This window comes from Candidatus Tisiphia endosymbiont of Mystacides longicornis, from assembly GCF_964031095.1.
In the GTDB taxonomy this organism is placed as follows: domain Bacteria; phylum Pseudomonadota; class Alphaproteobacteria; order Rickettsiales; family Rickettsiaceae; genus Tisiphia.
In genome coordinates, this window is record NZ_OZ035004.1 from 372517 (window position 1) to 399448 (window position 26932).

Genomic DNA, 26932 nt, shown 5'->3' on the forward strand with positions numbered 1-26932 from the left:
CGCTCTACCTTATAACTTTCAACAGTTGTGGAATCTAAGACCCCTGCTTACGCAGGGGTGACACAAAAATGGACAATTGCTTCGTCGTGTTGTGGTTTCCGCACTTTTCGCAATGACACCTAAGATTTTTTCCTACTATAGTCAATTCAGGGGAATTGGGTAGCAGGAACGATGGAGCGACGCCTATAAGTAATAGGCGAGCGACGAGTGACGACGTCACCAACTTCCCATCAATTGACTATACTGCTTGCAATCGATAAAGTCTGTGTATATAATAAACTTATGCTCTTTCCAAATATCAATCCTGTTATTTTTTCTATCGGACCATTTACCGTTTATTGGTACTCCATGGCTTACGTTTTGGGTATATTAGTTGGGTGGTTCTATGCTTACAACATTATAAAAAAATTCAAACTTAGTATTACCACGGAAATTTTCGAAAATTTTATTACTTGGGTTACTTTGGGCATCGTAATAGGTGCTAGATTAGGTCACGTGTTACTATATGACCCTATTAAATATTTTTTTAACCCTATTGCCATTTTCAAAACCTATGAAGGCGGTATGTCCTTTCATGGTGGTATTATTGGTATAGCCCTATCATGCTATTTTTTCTGCCGCAAATATAAAATTAAATTCTTTTGTTTAGGTGATATAGTAGCTACAGTTGGTCCTATCGGTTTATTTTTAGGTAGAATAGCCAATTTTATTAATGGGGAATTATATGGCAGAGTGACTACAATGCCATGGGGAATGATTTTTCCAAATAGCGATCTACAACTAAGACATCCCAGTCAACTTTATGAGGCATTTTTTGAAGGAATTATATTATTCTTAATTCTAGCTTACACCACTTTTAAATATAAAAGTATAAATATCTATAGTTTAAATTCTGCTATATTTCTAATATTTTATTCGGTATTTCGAATTATTATAGAAATGTTTCGTGAACCAGAAGATTGCTATGCAAGTCTTATTTTTAACAATGTAACTATAGGGCAATTTTTATCACTACCTATGCTAATAATGGGGATTTATTTAATAATACGAATTAAATGCCAGTTGACTCCAAAATAAGAAAACTTATTGAGCAAAATGGTAGTATTAAGCTTGACGAAATGATGCTCCAAGTAACATCTGTAGCCCCTTCTTCCTATTACCAAAAACAAGATAAGCTAGGTTGCTTAGGAGATTTTACAACAGCTCCAGAAATTTCTCAGCTTTTTGGTGAAATGATAGCTTTATGGACTATTGACCAATGGTATAAAATGGGTTGCCCACAGAAAACTAATTTAGTCGAATTGGGTCCTGGGCAGGGAGTGTTAATGCGAGATTTGCTAAATGTTGCTAAATTAGTTCCAGAATTTTACCAATCTCTCTCTATAGAATTAATTGATATTAATCCTCATTTTATCAAAAAACAAAAAACAAACCTAAAGTTAACAGGTCTCCCTATCAAACACTATAAATCCATACAATATATATCTAAAATTCCTTCTATTATAATAGCTAATGAATTTTTTGATGCTATGCCAATTAAGCAGTATATTAAAAGCAAAAAGCTTTGGTACGAGCTAACACTTATTATTGACCCAGCTGATGGTAAAATTAAATTCGATAAGATAGAAGTTAATAAGAACTTGCAACATTATCTACTGCAAGAGTACTCAAACGCACATGATGGAGCAGTAATAGAAGAATCACCTAAATCATTAGAAATCATAAAATTTATTAGCAAGCATATAATGAAATTTGGTGGGGCGAGCTTAGTTATCGATTACGGTTATGATATAGATCCAATAAAGAGGACGCGTAACCAATATAACCCTACTTTACAAGCGATAAAAAATCATAAATATTACCCACTACTTGAAACTTTAGGAGAAGCCGATTTATCAGCACATGTTGACTTTTATGCCTTAAAGACAGTAAGCAGAAATATAGGAATAAATGTGTATGGATCAATAACTCAACGTGATTTCTTAATTAGCAATGGTATATTATTACGAAGTCAACTATTACAAAGTAAATTACCTATTATAGAGGCAAATATCATAGCAAAACAAGTTGATAGGCTAATTGCTCCCAATAAAATGGGACTATTGTTTAAAGTATTGCACCTTGTACAGGAGTAACAGCAGAGAACGCCTATTACTTATAGGCGTCGCTCCCACAACTGTTGAAAGTTAGAAGGTAAAGCGGGTTTTAGATAGGTTTTCTGTCATTGCAAGACCACGCAAGTAGGTCGTGGCAATCCATCTTTGGTTACTTTTATGGATTGCTTCGTCGACCTACGGTCTTTCTCGCAATGACGTTGACCACATACGACTTTTAAACTATCCGGTCTAAAACCGCTTCCTCTTCTAACTTTCAACAGTTGTGGCGTCGCTCCATCGCTCCTAGCCTCAAACCGCTACATCAATCATCTCTTCTAATAATTTATATTCAAGCATACGCTTCTTCAAATCATTTGCCTATATCCCTATACTAAACCCCCACTATACTAAACCTCAATTGGTCCAATAGTTAAACCATTAACAAATTGTTGCAAATAGGGATTATCACTATTTTTTATCTCATCTTTTGTTCCAAACCATAAAATCTTCCCTTGATAAATCATAGCAACCTCTTTAGCTATCATATAAGCACTATTCATATCATGGGTTATGGTAATGGTAGTAGCTTTTAGTTCTTCTTGAACTTTAATTATTAATTCATTAATAACATTAGCCATGATAGGATCAAGACCGGTAGTTGGTTCGTCAAGAAAAAGAATCAAAGGATTACCACAAATAGCCCTAGCTAAAGATACTCTTTTCTGCATCCCCCCAGAAAGTTCAGATGGATAAAGATTGAGTATCTTGCTAGATAAACCTACCGAATTAAGTTTAGATGCCGCTAACTCTTGTTTATTTTTGGGAGATAATTTATACAATTTTTCAGCAAAAAACGTAATATTATCTTGAACAGTTAGAGAATCAAATAAAGCTCCACCCTGGAATAGAAAGCCTATAGTTTCCATCATTTTAAATCTATCTTTATTTGAGATATTGACAGTCTCTACCCCATCAACAACTATACTACCTTTATCAGGCTGTATTAACCCAACTATCGTCTTAATTAGTACTGATTTACCACTTCCCGAACCGCCAAGGATTACTATCGAACTATCCTGCTTTATGTCCAAGTCTATACCGTCAAGTACCTTTCGGTTACCGAAAGATTTATATAATGAACGTATTTTTATTTTTGATTGGTTATTCATAACTTTAAAAAAAACATGCTGTTATTAAGTAATTACTGATTAAAATCAGCACCGAAGAACTTACTACCGCCGAAGTTGTAGCAGTTCCGACTCCTTTTGCTCCTGTTCCAGAGCAATATCCGCTATAGCAACTTATTATTGAAATAATAAAACCAAAAGCCGCTGCTTTTACCAAACCAGAAATAACATCTATTGATTGTAAAAACTTAAAGCTATTTACCATATAACTAGAGCTATTAAAATTAAGCTTATAAACACTTACCAAATAGCCACCCATTACTCCTAATACATCACCGATTAATACTAAACATGGTAAGGTAATAACTGCAGCTAGGACCCTTGGCAAAACTAAATATTTTATTGGATCAGTTGACAAAGTATAAAGAGCATCTATTTGTTCCGTCACTCTCATTGTAGCTATTTCAGCGGCAATTGATGCACCAACCCTACCAGCCACCATGAGACCTGCAAGAACTGGTCCAAGTTCTCTAGTTATTGACAGAATTACCACCGTAGCTATTGAACTTTCAGCCGAGAAACGAGAGAAACCTGTATAACTTTGTAATGCCAGTACGGCTCCAGAAAAAAAGGTAGTCATCGCAACAACTGGTAGGGAATAAAAGCCTATAGATAACAACTGCTTGAATAGTAAGTTGCCATATAAGGGACGCCTAAAAATACTAGTAACTACCGCTATAGTAAATAGAGAAAAAGCTCCTATAGTTTTTGCGAAAGCAATAGTATGTTTGCCGAATAAATTAACTATCTTAATAATCATTTTTATATACTCTCTTATATCTGTCACCGAGCATGGTAAGAATTTCATAACCAATGGTGTTTATTACACTAGCTATTTTATCTGGGGTACAGTAATCCCCTATAATCTCCACTTGTTGCCCTAAAAATATTTCATTTGGTGGTAGTTCAGTAACATCAATGGTAATTAAGTCCATCGATACTCTACCAACTACAGGAGCTAAGTAGGAACCAATACAAACTTCTCCACAATTGCTAAAAGCTCTAGAATAACCATCAGCATAACCAAGAGGCAAGGTAGCAATCAATCTATTACGCTTTGTTTTAAAAGTCATATTATAACCAATATAACTTTCTGGCGGTAATTCTTGTAATTGTATTATCGGAGCAGTCAGCCTAATTGGGTTATGCATCGGATTTTTCGAGGAAATTCCCAAAGGATTAAGCCCATATAATGCCGCACCAGGACGTATTAAGTCAAAATGATATTCTTGTCCTAAAAATATACTACTAGAATTAGCTAAGCTAGCTTTAGCTGTTGGTAAATAGTTTAGATAATATCTAAATTTTGTTAATTGTTGTAAATTATAAGGATTATCCGCTATTTCAGAGGCAGATAAATGACTTATAACATATTGTAATTCAAGACCAGATAATAGGCTAGGGTTATCTATGATACGTTGCATCTCTATGTCAGCCATTCCCAAACGATGCATACCAGTATCAACATGGATTGTACAACGTAATACTTGTTGTTTTTTAGCAGCAAACTTTTGCCATATGGCAATTTGTTGCAAACTATTAAGTACCGGAATTAAGTTACTATTGCCAAATTCCTCAACATCATTGTAAAATACACCATGAAACACAAAAATATTAGGTTTCGCTCCTAACACTTTACGTAATTCTACCCCCTCATTAACTGAGTTTACAAAAAAATTCTGACAATTCTCCATCTGTAATGCTGGTGCGATAATATCGGCTCCAAGTCCATAGCTGTTAGCCTTTACCACAGCAGCAATTTTTGAATTTTTGCAAATTTCAGAAATAATACGATAATTAGTACGAATTTTTGCTAAATCTATTTCAAGAGTACAACGAGCATTGTGCATAATAAAATCCTAAATCCTCATAATCTTGTCATAATCTTGCATAGGTTGTAATGCTGCTACAATAATTGGAGTAACGGATATTATATGAAATTTAGAAGGTAAATCAGTAGTTTCTATAGTATCGGTTATATAGATGTTCATTATATCAGAATTTTCAATATTTTTCTTAGACAACCCAGAAAGCACAGGATGAGTCACAAAAGCATCAACAGATAATGCTCCTACTGCCATTAATAGCTTAGCCCCCTTACAAAGGGTTTCTCCACTATCAACAATATCATCAATTAATAAACAATGCTTGCCTGAAACGTTACCTATTATTTCTGACATTTGGCATTGATCCGTGCTATCCCTGCTTTTATTAATAACAGCCATGTTCATGTTAAAAAGCTTATTAACTGCACCTATACGTACAAAACCACCAATATCTGGAGACACAATAATAGCATTATTATAGTTCTTAATAATCGGAGCAAATAAACTGATTGGCTCAAGATTTTGTATAGCAATTTTAAAAAATCCCTCTAATTGCTGTGAATGCAAATCAACAGTTATTATGCGATCAACCCCAGCAATTTCCAACATATTTGCTACCAGACGAGCAGGGACTGGAGAAAAATTATCATATCTACGATCTTGGCGACTATAGCCCAAATAGGGTATAACCGCAGTCACTTTTGAGGCTCCTGCCCTTTTTACCGTATCCACTAATAATAAAAGCTCCATCAAGTGGTTATTAGTTGGTCTAGAAGTAGATTGCACTATAACAACATCACACCCTTGTACGTCCTCAAGGATTTGTACTTTTGTCTCACTATCGTCAAAAGTTGTAATGTAAGTTTCCACATATTGACAATTTAGCTCCTTAGCTAAATGTCTAGCTAATTTTTTGTGACTAAGACCTGCAAGAATTTTCATGCTAATTAATATAATTCATCAAACTCATCGTAGTATATACTAATTATGATGCGCACTAAGCATTTTATGAAAAATATTTTTATTATTTTTATACTAACCTAAATATCCTTACTTTATAAGTCATTGCGAGAGGACGTAAGCCTCCGAAGCAATCTATTTTAATCGTTTTTCTTGTCGGCACTAATTCAGGTTAATTGACTATATAATATCACTTCCATAATCTTTCATTTTTTCTAAATAAATCATTACCAATGATAGACCACTATGTACCTCTATAGAAACAGTTTCGCAAATAGTTCTATTAAAAGAAGAATTAGTACCCGGAAATGACATATGATAATGCTTTAATTCCCATTTTAAGCCTTTAGTAGAAATTTGTGCTGATGAAAATCCAAGTAATGAGATTTTGGTATCTACAGACAATGTAAAAACCCTAGTCTCTCCAGCCTTAATTACGTACCCTACAATAGACGGTGCATAAAAAATGCTACCATTTTTAAGAAAAATACTAATATTATTTAATATATGATCAATATATCCTCCACTCATTCCTACAATTATAGCTGGTAACAGATTTTTATTCTCAAGATATTGTAGAGATTTTTCAAAATCACAGCTGTTCTGATCTGGTACACGAATTACTTCAGTATAGTCAATTGATGAGAAGTTGGGGACGTCGTCACTCGTCGCTCGCCTATTACTTATAGGCGTCGCTCCATCGTTCCTAGCCCCAAATTCTCCTGAATTGCCTATAGTATACAGTAAATCGACTTTTGCAGAATCTAAATCACCAATCACAACTTTTGGTATTATACCCATCTTGTACAAAGAATTTATTGCTCCATCAGCAGCTATAATAGGCAAGCCAATGTCAAAAAATGACTTATCAGGCAAGTCACCATTTAAAGCCAATATAGAATGGTATAGACCGATATCTATATGTTCATAAAAAGCTCTGTATCTATCTTGCATCGTAGTAACATTTTTGAATAATAGATATTATACTGATTATGAGTCCAGCAACATTGCTAAGAACAACAAATATTGAACCTTGACAATAGCCATGAACAATCCATGCAACTGAGCAAGTAAGGTAATTTACTAGCATTAGCATAGATATATCATGTGTGGATTTTGTTATATATGCTTTATAGACCTGTGGCAATAGACCTATCAGAGATGTAATTAAGGCAATATAGCCAAAAAATTCTTCAATACTGTACACATTTCCCTCCGTTTGTATTAACAATATCAGGTTCAAAGGGTTGTTTATTAACTCTCAGCCTTAGTTTCCTATGGCACCCCTAATGTGAGTAAAATTATATATTTAAAGTAGATTAGTTGTCAAGATGTTTACAACAGTATCATTTGAGATTTGAGGGCTATAGTCAATTGATGAGAAGTTGGGGCGTCATCACTCGTCGCTTGCCTATTACTTATAGGCGTCACTCCATCGTTCCTAGCTCCAAATTCCCCTGAATTGACTATATCTTTCAAAAATGTCATTGCGAGGGGGCGTAGCCCACAACTGTTGAAAGTTAGAAGGTAAAGCGGGTTTTAGATAGGTTTTCTGTCATTGCGAGACCACGTAGTGGTCGTGGCAATCCATTTCTAATCACTTTCCTGGATTGCTTCGTCGGCTACGCCTTCTCGCAATGACGCATGTATCTATAACTCGTCATTGCGAGACCATATAATGGTCGAAGCAATTCATTCATGGTCATTTTTTGGATTGCTGCGTCGCCGCAAAGCGGCTCCTCGCAATGATATTTCAGATACCCAGCATACCCCAAATTTTATCAATTTTTTCAATGACTTCACTAGTCATTTCTATTTTCTTTCCCCAAGCTCTATTAGTCTCTGGGGACATTTTATTAGTTGCATCTATCCCCATTTTACTACCAAGTCCTGATACAGGGGATGCAAAATCAAGATAATCTATTGGCGAATTATCAATAAACGTGCTATCTCTAGAAGGATCGCTCCTAGTTGAGATTGCCCAAGCTACTTCCTTCCAATCTCGAATATCTATATCATCATCTACCACAATAATAAATTTGGTATACATGAATTGTCTTAAAAACGACCAAATCCCCATCATTATTCTTTTTGCATGACCTGGATAAGCCTTGCGGATAGATACAATGGCAATTCTGTAAGAACAACCTTCAGGCGGTAACCAAAAATCAACGATTTCTGGAAATTGTTGCTGAATTATCGGAGTAAATATTTCATTTAATGCCACGCCAAGTACCGATGGTTCATCTGGAGCTTTACCAGTATAAGTGCTTAAATATATAGGTTGCTTTTTCATGGTAATAGCCTTAACATTAAAGACTGGAAAATATTCAACGTCATTATAGTAACCTGTATGATCACCAAATGGTCCTTCTGGTAGATATTCATCAAAACTTACATGCCCCTCTATAACAATTTCGCTATAAGCTGGCACTTTCATATCTATACTAACACAATTTACCAATTCAATTGACTTGCCTCTTAATAATCCAGCAAAATTATACTCAGACATATTATCAGGCAGCGGCATAACAGCCGCCATAGTCACAGCAGGGCTTGCCCCAATAACCACTGCAGCAGGAAAAGGCTCTTTTTTTGCTGATGATTGCCAACGTTTATGTTGTTGTGCTCCACCTCGCATTTTAAGCCATCGCATAATAAGTTTGTTACGCCCAACTACTTGCATTCGGTATATACCGAGGTTAAAATTATCTACCTTCTCTAGACTAGGTCCTTTAGTAACAACTATTGGCCAAGTAATTAATGGCGAAATATCAAGAGGCCAACAGGTTTGTATCGGTAATATATTAACATCAGGATCATCAATTATAACTTCCTGGCAGGGAGCTTTTGATAACATTTTTGGCGACATAGCCAACATTCTTTTTGCCAATGGCAACATGGCAAAGGTTTCTTTAAAGGAAGAAGGTAGTTCGGGGGCTTTAAGAAAAGCTAGCAATTCTCCGAATTTCCTTAAATCTTCTTTACGTTTCAACCCAAGTCCCAAGGCGATTCGCTCAGTACTAGCATATAAATTAGTTAGAACTGGCATATTAGATTTAGTTCCATCATTTTTAATAACATTTTCAAACAGCAGAGCCGGGCCATCTTGTATTAAAATTCTTCTACTGATTTCTGTTATTTCAAGGTTAGATGATACGGGATAGGATATACGCTTAAGGAGTCCATTTTGCTCGAGGAGTTCTATAAATTGTGGTAAATCTTGGAAACTCATATAATTTTACAGAAATATAAATATAGACTTAAAATAATAGCAATAATCATGTTAGCATAACAAGCAAAGATAAAATTTAAATCTTTTGAAGCAAGATTTTGTAATACAAAATGCAAGTATGTGATAATTATGGCAGAAATTGCCGTAATTAGAATCTGTCTTAAACTAGATTTTTTATTATAAGGCTGCCGTAAAAAAACAGATAATGTAAGAAAGACCAGTACAAAATTATACATAGGCCAAATCAATCTTTGGTGTCCCTCAGCAATTAATTTAATCTTCCTTTGCTCTGATAAAATATTGTTGGGTTTTAATAATTCATCAATATAATACTCATTGATTTCTCGACTATATTCATCCCTTACCAAATTTTTACTATTATTACTAACTAATTCTACGGTTAAAAGCTCGAATGATAAGTTACTTAAATTACCATTATGATCATATGCCTGCCTAACTCCATCTTTTAACTGAAAAGATGAGCTGTTATTATATATTGTAAACATCCCTGATTTAGAAAACAAGATTGCATTGTTATCACGCTTACGATTATCAAAAATGATTAAACTTTTCATAGTACCATTAGGTAATTTCTTATCAAAATAAACTGTTATATCTTTAGAAATTGTATTAAATGTCTTTTCATCTAACATATTGGATGCATAATTATTCCTCATAAAATTAAGATCTGATTTAAGTTTGCCATAAGATAATGGCAATAAACTAGTCGAAATATAATAAGCAAATAACGTAATCATCAGAGCTACCATCAATGCTGGGCTAGCTAGTTGGATATTATTTAATCCCAAATTTTGTAAAATAATTATCTGACGTCTCTCACTCAAAGCATTATAAGTATAAATAACAGCAACAATAGTTGCAAAAGGTAATAAAATAAACAACAAAGATGGTATTATTAAAATAATTAAATTTAAGAAATCCTGAACTTTTATGCCCTTATCAATTAAGTACAACATCTTTAATATCTGGGTAATCCATACAAGGCTAGTAACCGAAAAAATAATTATTACCAAGGATGGTACTATATTTCTTATTATATAACGTTTATATATCAACATTCTGTAATCATTTATAGTCTTTCAAATATCTATACCATGCAAAATTATCGATAACTAATGCATAAAATCAAAGTCTTTTCCTTGTTGAATATATTGCCTTATTCTTGACATTAATTCTTGGAAATACACCAAATTATGCCAAGTCATAAGTACTGCTCCTAAAATCTCTTGGCTCTTTACCAAATGATGCAAGTAAGCTTTATTATAATCCTTACATGTTGGGCATGGGCAATCATCTTCAAGCGGCTCCTGATCATCCTTATACTGACTATTGCGAATATTTACTACACCATATTTGGTGAAAGCTTGACCATTTCGACCAGAACGCGTTGGAATAACACAATCAAACATATCTATTCCCCTGGCAACTGCCCCAATAATATCATCTGGTTTACCAACCCCCATAAGGTATCTGGGCTTATATTTAGGTAATAAATCTGGAGCATAATCTAGCACTTTAAACATTATTTCTTGTCCCTCACCTACTGCCAGCCCTCCAATAGCATAACCTTCAAAATCTAATTCTACCAAATTCTTTGCTGACTCGGCACGTAATTCCTGATAGATATTTCCCTGTACAATACCAAATTGACCATAACCTTCTCTTTGAACAAATGCTTTTCTCGATCGAACTCCCCATCTAGATGTTAATTCCATCGATGATTTTGCTTGCTCAAATGTTGCCGGATATGGGGTACATTCATCAAACGCCATGGTAATGGTACTATCTAGAAGATATTGGATCTCTGTTGCCCGCTCAGGACTTAACATATGCTTACTACCATCAATATGCGAGTTAAAAATCACCCCTTCTTCTGTAATCTTACGTAATTTTGACAGGGACATTACCTGAAAACCACCTGAGTCGGTAAGTACAGGCTTTGACCAATTCATAAATTTACGTAAACCGCCAAACTTGGCAACTCTTTCAGCCCCTGGTTGTAACATTAAATGATAAGTATTACCAAGTATTATATCAGCTCCGGTAGATTCAACTGCTTCTGGTAACATGGCTTTTACCGTACCTTTCGTGCCGACCGGCATAAAAGCTGGAGTACGTATTTGACCATGCTTAGTAGTTATAATACCAGTTCTGGCTTTTTTATGTTGAGATTGTAAATCAAATGAAAATTTTTGCACTGCTAATTTACCTAAATCAATTTGCACATATATCTAACCCTATTGCTCTCCCCCTATACAAAGTATTACTAATTGGTATAGCAATTTTTGATTTTTTATACAAGATAAATCTAAATAGCTTGACATATGAAGGTTAATAATATATAAGTTCCTAACCTGTATATTTTGTACAAATAATCCTTAAGCAATTAAGGAAGAACTCTTGAATATTTTCAACTCATTAAAAGATCATTCTTTAAGTTGATACATGCATTGAGTTTTTTTTTGTCTTAGGGAACCCTTATTATGACTAGTATACAGTCAAATTCATTTAGCAGCAAATTCAGAACTATCTTTTGGTCTATCCATAATCATGAACTCGGGAAATTCATACCGATGTGTGGTTTGATGTTCTGCGTCTTATTTAACCAAAATATATTAAGAATTTTAAAAGATAGTATTTTAATTTCAGAGATTAGTGCTGAAGTAGTCAGTTTCACTAAAGTTTATTGTGTAACACCTGCAGCGGCTCTATTCGTTATAATCTATGCTAAGATGCTTAATCATTATAGTTTTGAGAGGATTTATGGCTATTTAATTACCTTTTTTATTAGTTTCTTTATTGTTTTTGCTTTCATCATTTATCCTAATGTCCATATTTTCCACATTAATCCAAGTTCGCTGGAACAAATTATGGGGAATTATCCTCATTTAAAATGGTATATAGCTTTAATTGGTAATTGGAGTTATGTGGTTTTTTATACATTATCTGAGCTTTGGCCAAATATCTTTTATGTTTTACTATTTTGGCAGTTTGCTAATGAGCTTACTACAACAGAAGAAGCAAAAAGGTTTTACACTCTTTTTTCATTATTTGGTAATTCTGCTTTAATATTTGTTGGCTTTTTGATGTCAAACTTATCATCTGCTAACACTATAGCTAAGTATTTTTTTACCGTACCGGACAATAAAACTATATTGGTAAAAATATCAACAAGTTTCGTGGTAGTTGCAGCTGTTATATCATATTTACTTGTAAGATTTATTAGCAAAAATGTTTTTACCAATCCAACATTTTATGCAAAGGCTAAATCTGCTAGATCGACTAAAGATGGAATGGGATTAATCGAAAGTTTTAGATATAGTTAAACCCATAAAATTAGGTGACAAAGAACATAGTAATAATTTCAAATAATTTGCTGGTTTCTGTTACCTTATTTTTAATCCATCGTTTCATATTAGCCCAAAACTTCTCTATGGGATTTAAGTCTGGTGAATATGGCGGTAAAAAAATAAGCTTGCAACCAACTGATTCTATTAATTCCTTTGTTTTCTTTGATTTATGGAAACTAGCATTATCCATCACTACAACTTGTCCTGCTTTTAACTCTTTAATTAAAAACTTCTCAACCCAATTATTAAATAACTCTGTATTGCACGTTCCATTAAAAACAAAAGGAGCTATTGATTGATTGTTTACCAAGCCAGCTATGATATTAGTTCTTTGATAGTGTTTCCCACTCTTCTTTCCAATCAGTAATTCTCCTGTTTTACTCCAGCCTCTATCTTGGCAAATACCTGTATCTATACCGCTTTCATCAATATGCACTATTTGCCCTTTATCATATTTATTGATCTCTTCTAAATATTCAGCTCGTCTGTCTACACTTGACTCCATGTAGGTAAAGGTTTTTTTTATAACTAAAACCTAGCTGTTTTAATATCCTTCCAGTTTGAGACCTCGCAATTCCAAACTCTTTACCAATATCTTGTAATCTCATATTTGGATTATTTCTTACAAAATTTGCTAACTTTTGCTTATCAACTTTACTTTTAAAACCTACTCTAGCTTTTGCTAATATCGTTCCTTCCTTTCTCTTCCTTACGTTCCAGCGACTAATTGTATTTTTATGTATATCGAATATCTTGGCAGCCGCTCTTTGACTATTACCTTTTTCTATATAACTTATTACTTTTTTTCTTAAATCTTTACTATATGGGCTTGTTGACATTTTTTCTCTTATTTATACCATATAATGTCATCTAATTCAACGGGTTTAACTATATATCATAAGATCAAAATATTTATGGTTATACCAAATCACTATCTATTTAATAATATAGATGCTATAGTGTGTTATTTAAGATAGTATAGTGTTAATTAAGATGTCTAGAGGGTATAAGGTATTAGAAGTTAATGTAGAAGAAGTGAAACAATTAATGAATGAAGCAAAGACTAAAGAAGAATTTAGACGTTATCAATCAATCTATCTAAGAGTGAGTGAAAAAATGCCGACATCATTGATTGCTAAAGTTACAGGATTATCAGAAAGTCATGTTCACAGAACCCATAGTCAATGTCGGAAAAAAGGCTTAAAGGCACTATGTAGCAGGAAGAAAGGTGGGAGATACAGAAGTTATCTAACTCAAGAGCAAGAACGTGAGATGCTTAAAAAGATAGAACAGAATGCCGTTAATGGTGGGATAGTAGAAATTAGCAAGGTGCATAAGATTTTTGAGGAAACGGTTGGTAGTAAAATAGCACGTTACACAGCTTATAGGCTGCTTCATAGGCATGGGTGGCGTAAAATTGCACCAAGACCATACCATCCTAAACAAAAGAAGGATGCGGTAGAAACTTTTAAAAAAAGTGGCCTGATATGGTTAAAGAAGCAAGAGTATCAGCAGCAACTGAAGGCAAGGAATTAAAGATATTCTTCCAAGATGAGGCACGTTTTGGTCGTATAGATTCATTAAGGCGTTGCTGGGTTCCGGCTGGAATCAGGCCTTTACTTAAGAAACAAATTATTCGTGAATATACTTATACTTATGGGGCAATTTGTCCATTTGACGGTGCTAGTTGTTTCCTTATTTTGCCTTTAATGAACCAAGATTGGATGATGTTAATGCTACAAGAAATGGCAAAGCGTTATAAGGATAATTTTCTTTTAGTAGTATGCGATGGAGCTGCTGCACATAAACTCGATAAAGAATTATTACCTAATAATATTAAACTAGCTTACTTGCCACCATATAGCCCACAATTAAACCCACAAGAAAATATATGGGATGATATGAGGGAAAAATTCTTTTATAACCTAGCTTTTGATTCAATGAATGCTATAGAAAATCAACTAATCACAGCATGTAATTATTATGAAAATAATCCTGCAATTGTCAAATCTATATGTGCTTGGAATTGGATAGTATCTTGTTAATTAGATAGTGATTTGGTATTAATGCTAATTTGTTCTGCTGCTTTTGGTTTATCAATGAATTTGGTAGAAGCCGTATGGAAAGCAAAAATAAAAGAATTATACCCCACTGTTAATAGTTATGCAGAATTTAATAGTCTTTATATTCTTTGGACTGGGGTTACTATCATGATAATGACTATAATAGGCAACAATATAATGCGTAGTCATAGCTGGTTTGTGGCGGCTGTAATTTCGCCAATTATCATGATGGTTACTGGTACATTATTCTTTATTTTAATCGTGTTTGATCATCAAATATTGCCTCTATTTGACAGTGCTATTCTTATGACCCCACTTGCTCTTGCGGTATCAATTGGTGCTTTACAGAACATTCTAGTGAAAGGTACTAAATATTCAATTTGGGACACCTCTAAAGAGATGCTATATATCCCTCTAGATAAGGAGCTAAAAACCAAAGGTAAAGCAGCTGTTGACGTTATTAGCTCGAAAGTTGGTAAATCTTCGAGCGGATTAATACAGTCAGTTATTTTTACATTAGTACCAACAGCAACTTTTAGTTCTATTTCACCATTTTTAATGGTAGTATTTATCGTTGTTTGTATTACCTGGATTTACTCGGTAAGAAAAATATACTTTGAATATAAGAAAATTGTCTAACCTGTAGCTAACCCGACTAATATTATACTAAATTTACGCACCAAAAAGGTGAGCTATATCTACTGATTGATTTTCATATTAACAAGCAAATCATCAAAAATTTTTGTAAGGTCTGCCCAAATAAGCCCATCACAACTATCTTCCAAAGCCCAAACCCAGGAGAGTACAGCTTGAACAAAACACCAATTGCTAATTCGTTGAGTATCTAAACCTAAGATAGTTGCAAATTTAGTGATACGATTTGCAATAATACTTTCAACATCTTTTAAGGCAAGGATTTCAGGAAAAGGATTACGAATAAAGGCTGCTACCTCATATGCTTGTTCACCAATAACCCCTTTAGGATCAATAACTACCCAATCATCACCATTTTGCAGAATATTATCATGATGCAAGTCGCCATGCAATAAAACTAACCTTGACGATGTATTAAGTAGCTTATCTCGCAATTTTTGAGCTTTTTCTAAATAATAGGTTGGGATATCCCATTCTTTATCTAGTACTGCCAACCAATCATTAATACAAGGAAAACCTTCTACAGGCAACAAATATCCTCGGTGTAATCTTGTCATTACATCACATGCTATTTGAATAGCCTCACAATCTTTAGTAGGAAAATAGGATTTTAATGATATACCAGGAATAGCCTTATCAAGTAGTAATAAACCACTGTTTTCAGCCAAAACCTTTACACTGCCAAATCCCCAGAAAACTTTTGAAGCTACTAATTCTCTCCTAAGCCCTTCAATATCTAGCCCCAACTTTAAAATGATCGGCTGATTACCTTGAAAACCTTCTAGAACATAGTGGTAGGTCAAATTTTCAACTGGCTTTAAGTCAGACAAACCATACTTTCCAGCCAATTCATCGACAATTCTTGGTAAATCATCTAACCAAACTTTACCTTGATCACCATAGATATTAATGATATTAGTTTTGAATGTTTTCATATTGATATATCTGATTCTTTCATACTAGATAAAATTAACAATATTTGCTATAATAACTTTAACTTAAAACTTACAAAATTGATATTATGGGAATGAGCTTCAGTCACTTATTAGTGATCTTATTAATTATCTTAGTATTGTTTGGTGCTGGTAAATTGCCTCAAGTAATGTCAGATCTTGCTAAAGGTCTTAAAGCTTTTAAGGAAGGAATAAAAGATGATAAGAAGAAAGATGAATAACGTTAATGACATTGCCTAAAAACAGTTGATAAGATGTCCAAAGATTTAAAAAGATAATAATAGACCTCTTGCAAAACTCGCGTATATACAAGGATTTGAAGGAGACGCTTCACCTCGAACCGCAGCGTACTCAAATGTCATATCTTTGCCCACAAGTTGCAAGAGGGAGAAAATAGTGTAATAATATCAACTAAGGAAATCATAAAGTTGGTATTGGTATGAATAAATGGATAGAAAGTGAAGTAGAATGTGTAGATTTGTGAGATGAGAGATTAAACACACGGTTCAAGAAAATTTGATCGCAATTTTCTGATATAGTCAATTGATGGGAAGTTGGTGACATCGTTGCTCAATGCTCGCCTATTACTTATAGGCGTCGCTCCATCGCTCCTGCTACCCAATTCCCCTGAATTGACTATACCATAAAAAATCACAATTTGCATCATATTTCGTGATATTTTTACATCATGTTTTCGTTAATATAAATTAGTATATTTTAAGATTATAGGTTAAGATTATAAAATAATTTCTTTTTTATAAAAATAATGCTTGCAATATTAATTTTATCCGATACGGTACACATCATAAAATAAAAATCCGTTCGATACGGCACATAGATTGTAAATAAAGCAATCTATCCCATTAGAACTACTAACTTTTAATATAGGTAATAACAATGACAATAGATTTTAATGCATATGTAGAAGGCAATTGTTTGAATTTTAAGGAGAAAGGAACGATATTGCCTGAGATATTAAGTAGTGATGATAACTTAAATGAATTTAGTTCATTTATACAAAATAGCTCCCATATTACAGCACTTAACTTAGAGAATTGTAATATTAATGATATGGATATAGGAAAAATTGAATTATTAATAAAATCGATAAATAATAGCAATATTACTTATTTAGATATCCATGGAAATAAGATAACTGATGCAGGTGCAATTGCAATAGCTACAATGCCTAATCTTACTTATTTAGATATCCATGAGAATGATATAACTGATATAGGTGCAACTGCAATAGCTACAATGCCTAATCTTACTTATTTAGATATCCATAAGAATAATAATATAACTGATATAGGTGCAACTGTAATAGCTACAATGCCTAATCTTACTTATTTAGATATCCATGAGAATGATATAACTGATGCATGTGTAACTGCAATAGCTAAAGTTTTGAAGGACAATACTAGCCTTATTAGCTTTGGTATACGGATAACAGAACCAGACATAGACAAGATACTAGAACGTAATAAAGAAATAAAAGATATTAGTAAAGCATTTAAGCCAATCATATCTAAAATAACTCTAGACACCGATGGTACTCCGTTATTCTCTTCGAACGCAGAAGGCGGTGAGCAAAATAGTTTCTTGAAGATACTCAAGAACTACAGTGAGAAACATGGGGCATTTCCTTTACCTGTGTTAGAACAGATTATTGCCCAATCTCTATATGAAGGCACAATATATGTTGATCAAGATGGAATAGAACAATTATCGTTTATTGCCAGATCAAAGGCTCTAACAGAAATAACGCAGACAGTATTGGAACATTTAGGATTCAATACTGAAATTGTTAATGAATTTAACTCTAAGATAGTAGAAATTATTGAAGAAGTAAAAGAAATGCTTTTGCTAGAGTTGGATATATTGAATAATAATTTGATGGATCCAAGCGAGATTAATATTGACACGAGTGTGATTAATGTTCCAACTAATAAATTTGATCCAGATCACGTACTTCAAATTTTACTCTCTAATGAATTTACAAGAGGGGAATGGCAACATAATCAACAATTAACTGATTTGTATGAAAAACATCCTGATCTCAAGATACCAGGAACTATCTTGCATAATTTACTTAACAGTGACTCACCTATTTACCCTAATATTGCGGTACTATTAAACCAACATGTTGATGAAAATACTTTTAAACATAACCCTCGAATACAAGAATTGTTAAAAGAGTTTTCTACTCCAGTACTAACTAAGAATTTGTCTTCTGCATTAGAAGACAATAACATAGAAGATATAGTCTCATGGTTATCCGTCATTAATTTAAGGTCTGCAGTAAAATTAGAATCTAATTTATTAACAAAATTATCCCAGATAAATAATAAAGCAGTAGAAATATTACTAGTAAATCAACCATTGAAGTTGCTTATAGATGATGAGGGTAATAATTTATTGCACCTTAGTTTGCAGAATGGTAACTATCAATTAGCAACCCAAATTTTAAAAGAAGGGTGTATTAATGTTGAGCAACAGAATAATAAAGGTAAAACAGCTCTGGATATATTGCACGAAAGTTCATTAACACCTGAGCAAAAAGAAGCCGAGGCTCTTTTAGCACAGCATTCTGATAGTCATCTACCAAATATTAGCGAACATACGTCAATCGGCTTAGCTACAGATGACCCAATAACACCGGTTTTAGGAGATAGTTCGCATCATATAGATTAACTGGTTGCATATCATAACAACAGCCAGCATGGCAATTATAAGATGATATATCCGCTCATCTAGTGGCTGGGATCATAGTACCCTACAATTTTTATTCTATAAGTATTAAACAGCATAAAAACGTCATTGCGAGAAGGCGTGAGCCTACGAAGCAATCCATATAGTCTTGATGTATCTATACTAATTCTCATGGATTGCTTCGTCGCTACTAAAGTAGCTCCTCGCAATCTGATGTATCCCCACGAAATTGTTGCAAAATAGCAAGAATTGATAGAATATCATCATTATTTAATGATGATGGAGATAGTAGGTTATGGATGTAAAAACAGTATAAAATGAAGTAATAAAAGAACATTGTCCTTTTATACATAATAATCGTTTAAATGCGTTACTTGATGTTGCAGAAGACTTGACAGTAAAAGATAAAAAGATTTATTCGTATTTTACTCTTGGGAAATTTATTATTGAATTTAATTATTTGCATGCCATAAAACCATTGGTAGAATCCCTGGCATCTATTATAAAGACGGAGCTTTGTCGTGCTTAATTTCGTGGGGATACATCAGATTGCGAGGATGCGTAAGCCTCCGAAGCAATCCATCTCTGTGTCATCCCTGCTTCAGTGCGGGATCTAGAATACAGCTCAAAAAGCCCTGAGATATTATAGATTCCGCACCGAAGCGGGAATGACAACTTACAATTGCTTTGTCGCTACTAAAGTAGCTCCGCAATGACGTTTGTAAATTGAGCAATGCTAAATCAGTACAAATCACATTTTTCAACTATGTCGCCAAGTAAATTTTTGGTAAATTCTTCATTTACCAAGGGAAAATTGTACAAATTATGTTCCTCCGCTTTAGTGGCAAAATCTTGCCCTTGAGCAGTGGCATTAAGCATAATGTTAGCAATTTTCTTGTAAGCTGCAACCTTAAAATTCTCATCATGACTTAGGCTGAATGCATTGTGATAATATGTTTTAGCTTTTTCAAATAAACCTATAGACTCAAAATACTCAGCCTGCTTTAACTTTATATCGGGATTTCTTTTATCTTGCTTTAACCATGCTTTAAAACATTCTTCTATACTAAATTCATTATTTACTACTTTATAACAGTCAATTGCCTTAGCATATTCACCCTTGTTAAAAAGTAGTTGTCCTAGTTCTTCATATATTTTTGGTAGGTGGCTATTGGCATCTATAGCTTTTGCATAGTAAGTCAAGGCAGATTCATTAGCACCATCATGCTCAGCAATACTAGCTAAGCAACTATAGGCTATAGCCTTAAGATTTTTGCAGGCAGGAGAGTCTTTGTAATTTTCCAGATATTCGATAGCTTTAGTATAATACTCTCGGTCAGATTGGTTCTCATCAATCTTCAAACTACTAACTTGATACTCAAGATTTTCTGTTACTTTAGTATGGCAAGCTGTTATTAACTCTGCAATTTTTGCATGATCAGGCAAATTAGCTCCACAGACATTAGCGAAGAATTTCACATATTCATATTGCTGCTGTAAGCAATAACCGTAATCTTGTATCTGATGTTGAAGCTGAGAATTATCAGACTCAGCATATTCAGCAAAAAGTTCCACTGCTATCTGCAAGATCATTAAGGCATCTGGTATCTTATCTATTTGATTATAGTTAAGCACTTTTTGCAATCTTGATAATAACTCCAACTCTGGAAAATATTCACCTTCACTATGTTGCTTTAGCTCATTGTAATTAATTGATGACGGAACCAAATCTTTGACAATAGCATAATTTTCAGAAAATGCATTAAGTGGATTAATATTTAAGCAGTGAGTGGCATCAGCAATAGCTTTAACTATCACCTCTAATAGTTGGTTAAAATTATTACTTGCAGTATTTAACAGATGCGATGAGCAGTCCATAGCTTTCTTTGAAATAGCTATGTTGACCATCTCACTATTAGCGTCAGAATATGTGGATGATTTGTCTATTTCCGCAAGTAAGTCAGGTACAGTTAACCCCCCTTCTTTATCTGGTCTATGGAATAGATGTATTGAATTACCATCTTTGAGCTTATCAATCAGTGCCTTACATTTCTCTGTTGCTCCTTGAATATATTTTAATATTTGATTATCTCTTAATATTGGATATATAGAGTTTATGATATGCTGAATATTTGTGCCTTTTTCTACATGGGTAACTACTAAAGATATGCCCTCTACAGATTCAATATCCTTAAAACTTTTTATAAAATTATATAGTGTTTCAAGGAAAATACTGCCTCTATTACTACTTAAATTTGATTCATCTACCACCAACACAAATTTTAGCTGATCTGTGGTCTCAAAGAGCCTTTTAATATAGAAGCTGTTAGCGATTTCCTGAACAGGGTCAGTATCATTAAAGCCAGGACAATCCCAAATGATTAGGTCTTTAGCGAGACATTTGTTAGGAATTTTAGTCTCAGAAGTCATTTTATGACCAATGGCGATATTTTCAAGTGGATACATCGCATCAATAACCAGTTTGTTAGTTGCATTATCTCTAATCGCCTGCAGTTCTATGCCACTAAGCAAGTGAGCGAGTGTACTCTTACCAGCCCCAGTATTACCAAGTAACAATATCCCCTTTTTGCCATGTTCCTGCAGGCGGTCGTTACCTTCTTGGATTAAATCTAATACTTCCTTGATAATAGCCTGATCATCATTATCAAACTGATTATCCTCACCTGCTACCTCAAATAATTTTACAGCCGGTATATTGGGGATATATTCTTTTACTTTTGCTTCCTCTATAGCTTTTAATTCAGCTGCTTCTTTTGCTGCCTTAGCTTCCTCTTGCTCAAGTCTTTCAGCCTCTTGTCTAGCTTTTTCAGCTGCCTCTGCTTGTTGTTGCTGTTTTAGTTTCTTAGCGGCTTTTTCAGTAGGATCTCTATTGATCTGTAATTCTGTTGCTATCTCCTTCGCTACAACATCTCCTATCTGGTTATTATGAATATAAATATTAGTAATAGAGTGATTATCCTTTAAGGCTTCTGCTATAGCCTTCGCTCCAGCATCTCCTATCTGGTTCTGATGAAGGTCAAGATAAGTAATATTGTGATTAGTCTTTAAAGCTTCTGCTATAGCCTGTGCCCCAGCATCTCCTATCTGGTTATTGTGAATGTAAAATTTAGTAATAGAAGTATTAAACTTTAAGGCTTCTGCTATAGCCTGTGTCCCAGCATCTCCTATCTGGTTATTATAAAGGGCAAGACTAGTAATAGTTTTATTACACTTTAAGGCTTCTGCTAATTTCTGTGCTTCAGCATCTCCTATCTGATTATTATAAAGGTTAAGATTAGTAACAGTTTTATTAATCTTTAATGTTTCTGCTAGTTTCTGTGCTTCAGCATATCCTATCTGGTTACCACCAAGGTCAAGTTTACTAGTAGTTATTTGTTGTGCAATTTTTTCTTCTAATGGCATTTTTTCCTCTCTTTTATTTATAGCTAACTAGATTAGTATGACGTCGTTGCTAGGGGCTGCTTAGCGGTGACTAAGCAAGTCTGTTTTGTGTCATACCTGCTTCGGTGCGGTATCCAAATTCCCGCTGTTGCTAAGAATGACATAATTTGCAATGACGTTCTTTAGACCCGCACGAGTTCTATTCTATGGTATAACAAAATAATCTTTACTATTAAAGTCTAATAGTTTTTGTATAATATTAATATATTTTAACATGTAAAGTGATTTTTAAAGAAATTTGTGGAATATCAAATTTAGTGATAATTATAAAATTAAAAACACGAGGTAAAAATATCACGAAATATGATGCAAATTGTGATTTTTTATGGTATAATAATTCCCTTGAAATACAGATACTACAGGGGATTTATATGAGAAAAATTACTGTCAAATTTAACAAGTTACAAGATATCGAAAATCTTAAAAAAATCATGAAAAATGTTTACGCGAGTAATAGCGATCATTTACCAGATATTGCTAAATTTCATTTGGGCGGAAAGATTTTTACACCTAGCCAGGTGGATAAAGCAGAGTTGCACATAATAAGAGTGATGACAACCTAAGTAGCCTTGAGAGTAGTAAAGATTTAAGCCAAAGCTTAACCTCACTAGCTAGTTTGCATTTATCGGATATTATGGCAGAATATGAAACCGAGAACTTGCTTAATAAAATAGCTGATTTAGAACAACGCCTAAGAGAAAGAGATAATGTTGTTAATAGCTTAACTACGCAAGTCGCTAATCTACAAACTCAGGCACGCTCTGTCGCTGCAACCCAGTCTTGGACAATCGCATTACCAAATGAGTTAGGTACTCTCAATACACCAACCTCGAGTTTGTATTTTGACGGTACTAAAGCAAATCTATCGGGCTGGAAATCTTATGCAAACATTAGATTCTGTTGACAAAATTTTTAACGTAACCATATTAAAGCTCCAACAAAATTTAGAAAGGCTAAAAAGGTGGCTGGGGCTTTATCAAACCTAGAAAATATACGCCTAAAATGTTTGATTTTACCAAAGAAACATTCAATTAAATGGCGTTCTTTATAAATATGTTTATCATATTCACGTTGTACTTTACGATTAGATTTTGGTGGGATAACAACCTCGCACCCCTTATTTTCTAAGCTTTCTACAAACGCACTACTATCATATCCTTTATCGCCTATCACCGTCGTATTCTGAACATCTTTAGTAAGATTTTCAGCCTGAGTGATATCATTTCTTTGCCTAGCAGTTAGTATAAACTTCAGTGGGTTACCCAATGCATCAACGAGGGCATGAATTTTAGTACTAAAACCACCTTTGCTTCTACCTAAAGCTGCTTCCTCTTGATTACCTTTAATATATCCAGATGAGCAAGCATGTGCTCTTACAATAGTTGCATCAATCATCATTGATTCCATATCTACATCTACTTTAACATGATCCATTAAAGCTTCCCATATACCTTTGTCAACCCATCTCTTAAATCTGCGATAAACACTGTACCAACAACCATAATAATCAGGCAGAAGACGCCATTGACAACCTGTTCTAGCAATAAACCATATTGCTTCAATAAACTGTCTTATTTTTTCCTCATTCTTGTTGTGTATAGCTTTTTTTTTCTTAAAAAATGATAAAATTGCTTCCCATGCTTGGTCTTCTATGTAATACTTCATATCGGTAGTTTCTTGGTTTCGATAACTAGAAACTACCATTTCTTCTTACTATTGCAACTTCTTTATTCTACTCTGATAACTTAACATAAAATTTTGTCAACAGAACCTAGGATTAGTTTACCAAACATATATTCCTCAAATTTAATCATCAAATGAGCCATAGCTTCGTTCCAATTTTGGATAGGCATAGTCCATTTTCTGGTCATATGAGTCAATCATATTGAGTATATTATCGGTACTAAACACCACCTGTATCTCTTGATTTTTTACTAAGTCAGTAACTTCAATTAGTTGGGCTCCTATAAGTTTAGCTTGAATACGCTTATTACTAAGCTGAGGATCATTCTTTGTTACAGCGATTATCGATGGGCAAATATTTTGTACTAATTGATTATAGTCATCAAAACCTTTAAGTAGAGGTAACATAATTACTTTATCAACAAAGCTTAAACTACTTAAGATATCGGCACGCTGCAATTGACTATGGATGGCTCTACGTTTTTTATAATTCGTAATAGTTTCATCTGGTTCCAAAGCTATAATTAAATGTTTTCCTTGAGCTTTGGCTTTACGTAAAAATTGTATATGACCATAATGCAATAAATCAAAACATCCCCCGACTAAAACTAGTTGCTCTTTTTCTAAATATTTACACAATGATGTATTATTATAACAGATTATTTTTGAGTAATTATCTTCTACCATATTCCAATTCTCCAAATCATAATATATATATGAGATATGAGATTAGAGTACAATAAATATCTCTATTTTTCGATTTTTTGTTTGACATTAAAAAGCTATTACACTTTACTGATAGTGTTTGGCAAAATTATAACGTACCTTTAATAATGATAGGATGTATTTATGATAGATGATGATGGTAATGATTCTGGCTACGATAGTGACGAAGGTGTTGATGTTAAAGGCAAAAAAAGTGCCGTCGCAACAAAAGTGGCTAATATTATCGAAACTTTTCGGAAGAACTTAATATCTAACGAAGGTTTTCTTATGGATGCATTTGCAACTGCAGCAAGAGCTAATGGAGGGATTATTGACATTAACCAGTCTGATTTTTCTACAGCATGTAAAAGTTTTTTAACAAAAGAGAAAGCAGAGAAAGATTATGGTGGAAAAAATGCACGAGATGTTAAGAGCTTACCAGAAACTATAAAAGCCATAAATACAAAAATTGAAAAAATGGTTAAAGAAGGTATTGATTCGGAATATTTTGCTGATTTTAAGAAGGAAATGAAAAATTACCAGGAAGAAGTAGCAGGGCGATTATCAACTAATGAGGGAATTAGGAAGCTTCTAAATAGACGTTTCATTGATCAGCTGTTTATAGATGCAAGGATTATGGACAAGGATGAAAATGGAAAACCTACTTTTCTACATGCCGACAAGGGACAAGCATTTTTTTCCAGGATTACACCTTATATCCATGATATTCCGCCTGAACTAGAGAAAGCTATGTTGTCTATGTTATCACACCAAAAATTTCCAGAACTAGTCAAGTTGATTAATGAAGAAACTCTTAAATTTTTTACAGTAGGCGGTGTTGAAGGCAACTGGGGTATACTAGATGACAAGAAAATTACAACAGAAAATATCCGGCAATTCGCTAATTCTATTAACAGCATTCTTAAAGATATGGATGGCAAGGCATTTGAATTAGAAGTAAAACAAGTAGTACAAGAAGTTGTTAATAAAATTAAAGCAGGAAATGATATTCCAGACAAGCAGAAAGAAAAAATTACTAAACAATTATTTCAGGAATTGATCAAACTTGATCCTGATGATCTACGAAGAGACAAAAGAGACATAATACCGAAGCTTGCAGAAAATATTGAAAAGCATAAAACTTTTGGTTTGAATCTTTTCAAAGATTGGAGTATTTCTACTGAATCACTACACAATGTTCTCAATCATCTAACTGAGAAATATGGTAAAAAAAGTGAGCAGTCAGTGAAGCCTGAATCGATTGTTCTTCCAGAAGAAAAACCGAACAAGAAAATCAACAAGGAAATAAGCTCGCCGATAATTTCTAAGGCAATTGATGCGATTTTAAAAGAAAAAAATGCCAAAATAAAATCTGAACAGCGGGTAGAAATTGAAAGTAAGCTATCAGAAGTTTTGTCTGCTCTTGATCCTGAATATCTAAAAAAGAATACAGATATTTTAGCAAAAAATCTTACAGACAAGCTTGTGAAGAAGGGTAATACTAGTTTGTGGAATAAGAAGTTTACTGTTGACAATAGCCAACTAGAAAAAATTTCTGCAGCAGTAAAAAGCGTTGAAGAAAAGAAAAGCGATAAATTTGTTGAAAACAAAATTAACGAAGCCATTTGGTCTCATGCAATGTCTGACAGTGTTCTAGAAGCAAAATTATCCAAATTTCTAGATGAGAATAAAAAGGATGGAATAAAAGAAGATGTTGCTCTTAAGAAGATTACAACCCAAGGGTTAGTAAAACTTAGGAAAATAAACCCAGACTCATTTGATAAAATACTATCTTCAACTACAGAACCTACTCCTATAGAGCTTAAGCCTACTATAAGTAAGCTTTCAGCATATAAAATTATAAAACCTCCAGTGACTCCTAGAGTCCCTGTTACAAGGAAGCTAGCTCATAATAAGAATGAGAGGACTCGTTAAGTTTATGTATAGCTAACGTGTTTTGAATAAAATATAGGAAAATGGTATCCCTACGAAAGTAGGTATCTAAAAATGCCCCCGACTTCCGCA

Annotated in this window: 27 protein-coding genes, 2 pseudogenes and 1 riboswitch; of the genes and pseudogenes, 12 read left to right on the top strand and 17 right to left on the bottom strand. The window is 33.7% G+C overall.

The window, feature by feature from the left end; all coding sequences use genetic code 11:
- Positions 1-155 precede the first annotated feature (155 nt).
- Genes ACQH6S_RS02005 through ACQH6S_RS02015 form a run of 3 tightly spaced genes read left to right on the top strand, consistent with a single transcriptional unit; the run spans position 156 to position 2135 of the window.
- Positions 156-260 (top strand): palindromic element RPE2 domain-containing protein, encoded by a 105-nt coding sequence (locus ACQH6S_RS02005; protein ID WP_239832648.1) that lies wholly within the window; start codon positions 156-158, stop codon positions 258-260.
- Positions 261-282: 22 nt separating this feature from the next.
- Positions 283-1077, top strand: coding sequence for a prolipoprotein diacylglyceryl transferase (lgt, locus tag ACQH6S_RS02010; protein WP_425360845.1), 795 nt, complete (start codon positions 283-285; stop codon positions 1075-1077).
- Positions 1056-2135, top strand: coding sequence for a class I SAM-dependent methyltransferase (locus tag ACQH6S_RS02015; protein ID WP_425360846.1), 1080 nt, complete (start codon positions 1056-1058; stop codon positions 2133-2135). Before lgt ends, ACQH6S_RS02015 begins: the two co-directional genes overlap by 22 nt.
- Positions 2136-2503: 368 nt before the next feature.
- On the opposite strand, the gene ACQH6S_RS02020 is transcribed toward ACQH6S_RS02015, so the two are convergent.
- From ACQH6S_RS02020 to tgt, 10 genes are all read right to left on the bottom strand, one after another.
- On the bottom strand, positions 2504-3265 hold the full coding sequence (locus tag ACQH6S_RS02020) for an ABC transporter ATP-binding protein (protein WP_094649180.1): 762 nt from the start codon (positions 3263-3265) through the stop codon (positions 2504-2506).
- 4 nt (positions 3266-3269) lie between these two features.
- The gene (locus ACQH6S_RS02025) at positions 3270-4043 is read right to left on the bottom strand and encodes an MlaE family ABC transporter permease (protein WP_094649179.1); all 774 of its coding nucleotides are present in this window, start codon (positions 4041-4043) and stop codon (positions 3270-3272) included.
- Positions 4033-5133, bottom strand: coding sequence for an alanine racemase (locus ACQH6S_RS02030; protein WP_094649178.1), 1101 nt, complete (start codon positions 5131-5133; stop codon positions 4033-4035). Before ACQH6S_RS02030 ends, ACQH6S_RS02025 begins: the two co-directional genes overlap by 11 nt.
- A gap of 9 nt (positions 5134-5142) precedes the next feature.
- The gene (locus tag ACQH6S_RS02035) at positions 5143-6051 is read right to left on the bottom strand and encodes a ribose-phosphate diphosphokinase (RefSeq protein WP_341759738.1); all 909 of its coding nucleotides are present in this window, start codon (positions 6049-6051) and stop codon (positions 5143-5145) included.
- A 198-nt stretch (positions 6052-6249) separates the two neighbouring features.
- A complete protein-coding gene (locus ACQH6S_RS02040; protein ID WP_425360847.1) occupies positions 6250-7023 on the bottom strand; it encodes a thiamine diphosphokinase in 774 nt (257 codons plus the stop codon).
- Positions 7013-7276: a SemiSWEET family sugar transporter gene (locus ACQH6S_RS02045; RefSeq protein WP_094649175.1), complete on the bottom strand. Its 264-nt coding sequence runs from the start codon at positions 7274-7276 to the stop codon at positions 7013-7015. Before ACQH6S_RS02045 ends, ACQH6S_RS02040 begins: the two co-directional genes overlap by 11 nt.
- Positions 7263-7367: riboswitch (TPP riboswitch) on the bottom strand. (Overlaps the previous gene by 14 nt.)
- 37 nt (positions 7368-7404) lie before the next feature.
- Positions 7405-7548: a hypothetical protein gene (locus ACQH6S_RS02050; RefSeq protein WP_425364651.1), complete on the bottom strand. Its 144-nt coding sequence runs from the start codon at positions 7546-7548 to the stop codon at positions 7405-7407.
- A gap of 274 nt (positions 7549-7822) precedes the next feature.
- The gene (locus tag ACQH6S_RS02055) at positions 7823-9304 is read right to left on the bottom strand and encodes a UbiD family decarboxylase (protein WP_094649512.1); all 1482 of its coding nucleotides are present in this window, start codon (positions 9302-9304) and stop codon (positions 7823-7825) included.
- Positions 9301-10383: an LptF/LptG family permease gene (locus ACQH6S_RS02060; protein ID WP_425360849.1), complete on the bottom strand. Its 1083-nt coding sequence runs from the start codon at positions 10381-10383 to the stop codon at positions 9301-9303. Before ACQH6S_RS02060 ends, ACQH6S_RS02055 begins: the two co-directional genes overlap by 4 nt.
- A gap of 54 nt (positions 10384-10437) precedes the next feature.
- A complete protein-coding gene (tgt, locus tag ACQH6S_RS02065) occupies positions 10438-11523 on the bottom strand; it encodes a tRNA guanosine(34) transglycosylase Tgt (RefSeq protein WP_341759861.1) in 1086 nt (361 codons plus the stop codon).
- A gap of 285 nt (positions 11524-11808) precedes the next feature.
- Here tgt and ACQH6S_RS02070 point away from each other — a divergent pair.
- Positions 11809-12645 (top strand): annotated as a pseudogene (locus ACQH6S_RS02070) (Npt1/Npt2 family nucleotide transporter); the annotation flags it as partial.
- Positions 12646-12661: 16 nt separating this feature from the next.
- On the opposite strand, the gene ACQH6S_RS02075 reads toward ACQH6S_RS02070, so the two are convergent.
- A complete protein-coding gene (locus ACQH6S_RS02075) occupies positions 12662-13180 on the bottom strand; it encodes an IS630 family transposase (protein WP_425360021.1) in 519 nt (172 codons plus the stop codon).
- Positions 13152-13514, bottom strand: a complete 363-nt coding sequence (locus ACQH6S_RS02080; protein WP_425360850.1) for an IS630 transposase-related protein — start codon at positions 13512-13514, stop codon at positions 13152-13154. Before ACQH6S_RS02080 ends, ACQH6S_RS02075 begins: the two co-directional genes overlap by 29 nt.
- 154 nt (positions 13515-13668) lie before the next feature.
- Here ACQH6S_RS02080 and ACQH6S_RS02085 point away from each other — a divergent pair, with 154 nt between their 5' ends.
- From ACQH6S_RS02085 to ACQH6S_RS02095, 3 genes and pseudogenes are all read left to right on the top strand, one after another.
- Positions 13669-14211 carry a helix-turn-helix domain-containing protein gene (locus ACQH6S_RS02085; protein ID WP_425360100.1) on the top strand — a complete coding sequence of 181 codons (543 nt, stop codon included), beginning with the start codon at positions 13669-13671 and terminating at the stop codon, positions 14209-14211.
- Positions 14163-14720: an IS630 family transposase gene (locus ACQH6S_RS02090; protein ID WP_425360101.1), complete on the top strand. Its 558-nt coding sequence runs from the start codon at positions 14163-14165 to the stop codon at positions 14718-14720. The genes ACQH6S_RS02085 and ACQH6S_RS02090 overlap by 49 nt, the downstream gene beginning before the upstream one ends.
- A gap of 12 nt (positions 14721-14732) precedes the next feature.
- Positions 14733-15377, top strand: a pseudogene (locus tag ACQH6S_RS02095) (Npt1/Npt2 family nucleotide transporter); the annotation flags it as partial.
- A gap of 59 nt (positions 15378-15436) precedes the next feature.
- Here ACQH6S_RS02095 and ACQH6S_RS02100 read toward each other — a convergent pair.
- Complete coding sequence (locus tag ACQH6S_RS02100) at positions 15437-16327, bottom strand: aminoglycoside phosphotransferase family protein (RefSeq protein ID WP_341758878.1); 891 nt, start codon at positions 16325-16327, stop codon at positions 15437-15439.
- Positions 16328-16413: 86 nt separating this feature from the next.
- Here ACQH6S_RS02100 and tatA point away from each other — a divergent pair, with 86 nt between their 5' ends.
- Positions 16414-16566 carry a twin-arginine translocase TatA gene (gene tatA / locus ACQH6S_RS02105; RefSeq protein WP_341749841.1) on the top strand — a complete coding sequence of 51 codons (153 nt, stop codon included), beginning with the start codon at positions 16414-16416 and terminating at the stop codon, positions 16564-16566.
- 272 nt (positions 16567-16838) lie between these two features.
- Here tatA and ACQH6S_RS02110 read toward each other — a convergent pair whose 3' ends face one another.
- A complete protein-coding gene (locus tag ACQH6S_RS02110) occupies positions 16839-17012 on the bottom strand; it encodes a palindromic element RPE2 domain-containing protein (RefSeq protein ID WP_425360852.1) in 174 nt (57 codons plus the stop codon).
- Positions 17013-17242: 230 nt separating this feature from the next.
- Between ACQH6S_RS02110 and ACQH6S_RS02115 the strand changes: the two genes are divergently transcribed.
- The gene (locus tag ACQH6S_RS02115; RefSeq protein ID WP_425360853.1) at positions 17243-19039 is read left to right on the top strand and encodes a leucine-rich repeat domain-containing protein; all 1797 of its coding nucleotides are present in this window, start codon (positions 17243-17245) and stop codon (positions 19037-19039) included.
- 759 nt (positions 19040-19798) lie between these two features.
- Here the strand turns inward: ACQH6S_RS02115 and ACQH6S_RS02120 are convergent.
- Positions 19799-22480, bottom strand: a complete 2682-nt coding sequence (locus ACQH6S_RS02120; protein ID WP_425364652.1) for a hypothetical protein — start codon at positions 22478-22480, stop codon at positions 19799-19801.
- A 260-nt stretch (positions 22481-22740) separates the two neighbouring features.
- Between ACQH6S_RS02120 and ACQH6S_RS02125 the strand changes: the two genes are divergently transcribed.
- Positions 22741-23082 (top strand): hypothetical protein, encoded by a 342-nt coding sequence (locus ACQH6S_RS02125; RefSeq protein WP_425360855.1) that lies wholly within the window; start codon positions 22741-22743, stop codon positions 23080-23082.
- A gap of 71 nt (positions 23083-23153) precedes the next feature.
- Entirely contained in the window at positions 23154-23423 is a 270-nt protein-coding gene (locus ACQH6S_RS02130; protein ID WP_425360856.1) for a hypothetical protein, read from the top strand.
- Positions 23424-23431: 8 nt separating this feature from the next.
- Here ACQH6S_RS02130 and ACQH6S_RS02135 read toward each other — a convergent pair whose 3' ends face one another.
- Positions 23432-24184: an IS5 family transposase gene (locus tag ACQH6S_RS02135; RefSeq protein ID WP_425360875.1), complete on the bottom strand. Its 753-nt coding sequence runs from the start codon at positions 24182-24184 to the stop codon at positions 23432-23434.
- 141 nt (positions 24185-24325) lie between these two features.
- Positions 24326-24889: an adenylyltransferase/cytidyltransferase family protein gene (locus ACQH6S_RS02140; RefSeq protein ID WP_425359975.1), complete on the bottom strand. Its 564-nt coding sequence runs from the start codon at positions 24887-24889 to the stop codon at positions 24326-24328.
- A 162-nt stretch (positions 24890-25051) separates the two neighbouring features.
- Here ACQH6S_RS02140 and ACQH6S_RS02145 point away from each other — a divergent pair, with 162 nt between their 5' ends.
- On the top strand, positions 25052-26842 hold the full coding sequence (locus ACQH6S_RS02145) for a hypothetical protein (protein ID WP_425359976.1): 1791 nt from the start codon (positions 25052-25054) through the stop codon (positions 26840-26842).
- The last annotated feature ends 90 nt before the right edge of the window (positions 26843-26932 follow it).

Excerpts from the sequence above, each read along its gene's own strand:
- lgt (WP_425360845.1), top strand. The coding sequence starts at position 283 with ATGCTCTTTCCAAATATCAATCCTGTTATTTTTTCTATCGGACCATTT.
- ACQH6S_RS02015 (WP_425360846.1), top strand. The coding sequence starts at position 1,056 with ATGCCAGTTGACTCCAAAATAAGAAAACTTATTGAGCAAAATGGTAGT.
- ACQH6S_RS02020 (WP_094649180.1), bottom strand. The coding sequence starts at position 3,265 with ATGAATAACCAATCAAAAATAAAAATACGTTCATTATATAAATCTTTC.
- ACQH6S_RS02025 (WP_094649179.1), bottom strand. The coding sequence starts at position 4,043 with ATGATTATTAAGATAGTTAATTTATTCGGCAAACATACTATTGCTTTC.
- ACQH6S_RS02030 (WP_094649178.1), bottom strand. The coding sequence starts at position 5,133 with ATGCACAATGCTCGTTGTACTCTTGAAATAGATTTAGCAAAAATTCGT.
- ACQH6S_RS02035 (WP_341759738.1), bottom strand. The coding sequence starts at position 6,051 with ATGAAAATTCTTGCAGGTCTTAGTCACAAAAAATTAGCTAGACATTTA.
- ACQH6S_RS02040 (WP_425360847.1), bottom strand. The coding sequence starts at position 7,023 with ATGCAAGATAGATACAGAGCTTTTTATGAACATATAGATATCGGTCTA.
- ACQH6S_RS02055 (WP_094649512.1), bottom strand. The coding sequence starts at position 9,304 with ATGAGTTTCCAAGATTTACCACAATTTATAGAACTCCTCGAGCAAAAT.
- ACQH6S_RS02060 (WP_425360849.1), bottom strand. The coding sequence starts at position 10,383 with ATGTTGATATATAAACGTTATATAATAAGAAATATAGTACCATCCTTG.
- ACQH6S_RS02075 (WP_425360021.1), bottom strand. The coding sequence starts at position 13,180 with ATGGAGTCAAGTGTAGACAGACGAGCTGAATATTTAGAAGAGATCAAT.
- ACQH6S_RS02080 (WP_425360850.1), bottom strand. The coding sequence starts at position 13,514 with ATGTCAACAAGCCCATATAGTAAAGATTTAAGAAAAAAAGTAATAAGT.
- ACQH6S_RS02085 (WP_425360100.1), top strand. The coding sequence starts at position 13,669 with ATGTCTAGAGGGTATAAGGTATTAGAAGTTAATGTAGAAGAAGTGAAA.
- ACQH6S_RS02090 (WP_425360101.1), top strand. The coding sequence starts at position 14,163 with ATGGTTAAAGAAGCAAGAGTATCAGCAGCAACTGAAGGCAAGGAATTA.
- ACQH6S_RS02100 (WP_341758878.1), bottom strand. The coding sequence starts at position 16,327 with ATGAAAACATTCAAAACTAATATCATTAATATCTATGGTGATCAAGGT.
- tatA (WP_341749841.1), top strand. The coding sequence starts at position 16,414 with ATGGGAATGAGCTTCAGTCACTTATTAGTGATCTTATTAATTATCTTA.
- ACQH6S_RS02110 (WP_425360852.1), bottom strand. The coding sequence starts at position 17,012 with ATGATGCAAATTGTGATTTTTTATGGTATAGTCAATTCAGGGGAATTG.
- ACQH6S_RS02115 (WP_425360853.1), top strand. The coding sequence starts at position 17,243 with ATGACAATAGATTTTAATGCATATGTAGAAGGCAATTGTTTGAATTTT.
- ACQH6S_RS02120 (WP_425364652.1), bottom strand. The coding sequence starts at position 22,480 with ATGCCATTAGAAGAAAAAATTGCACAACAAATAACTACTAGTAAACTT.
- ACQH6S_RS02130 (WP_425360856.1), top strand. The coding sequence starts at position 23,154 with ATGGCAGAATATGAAACCGAGAACTTGCTTAATAAAATAGCTGATTTA.
- ACQH6S_RS02135 (WP_425360875.1), bottom strand. The coding sequence starts at position 24,184 with ATGAAGTATTACATAGAAGACCAAGCATGGGAAGCAATTTTATCATTT.
- ACQH6S_RS02140 (WP_425359975.1), bottom strand. The coding sequence starts at position 24,889 with ATGGTAGAAGATAATTACTCAAAAATAATCTGTTATAATAATACATCA.
- ACQH6S_RS02145 (WP_425359976.1), top strand. The coding sequence starts at position 25,052 with ATGATAGATGATGATGGTAATGATTCTGGCTACGATAGTGACGAAGGT.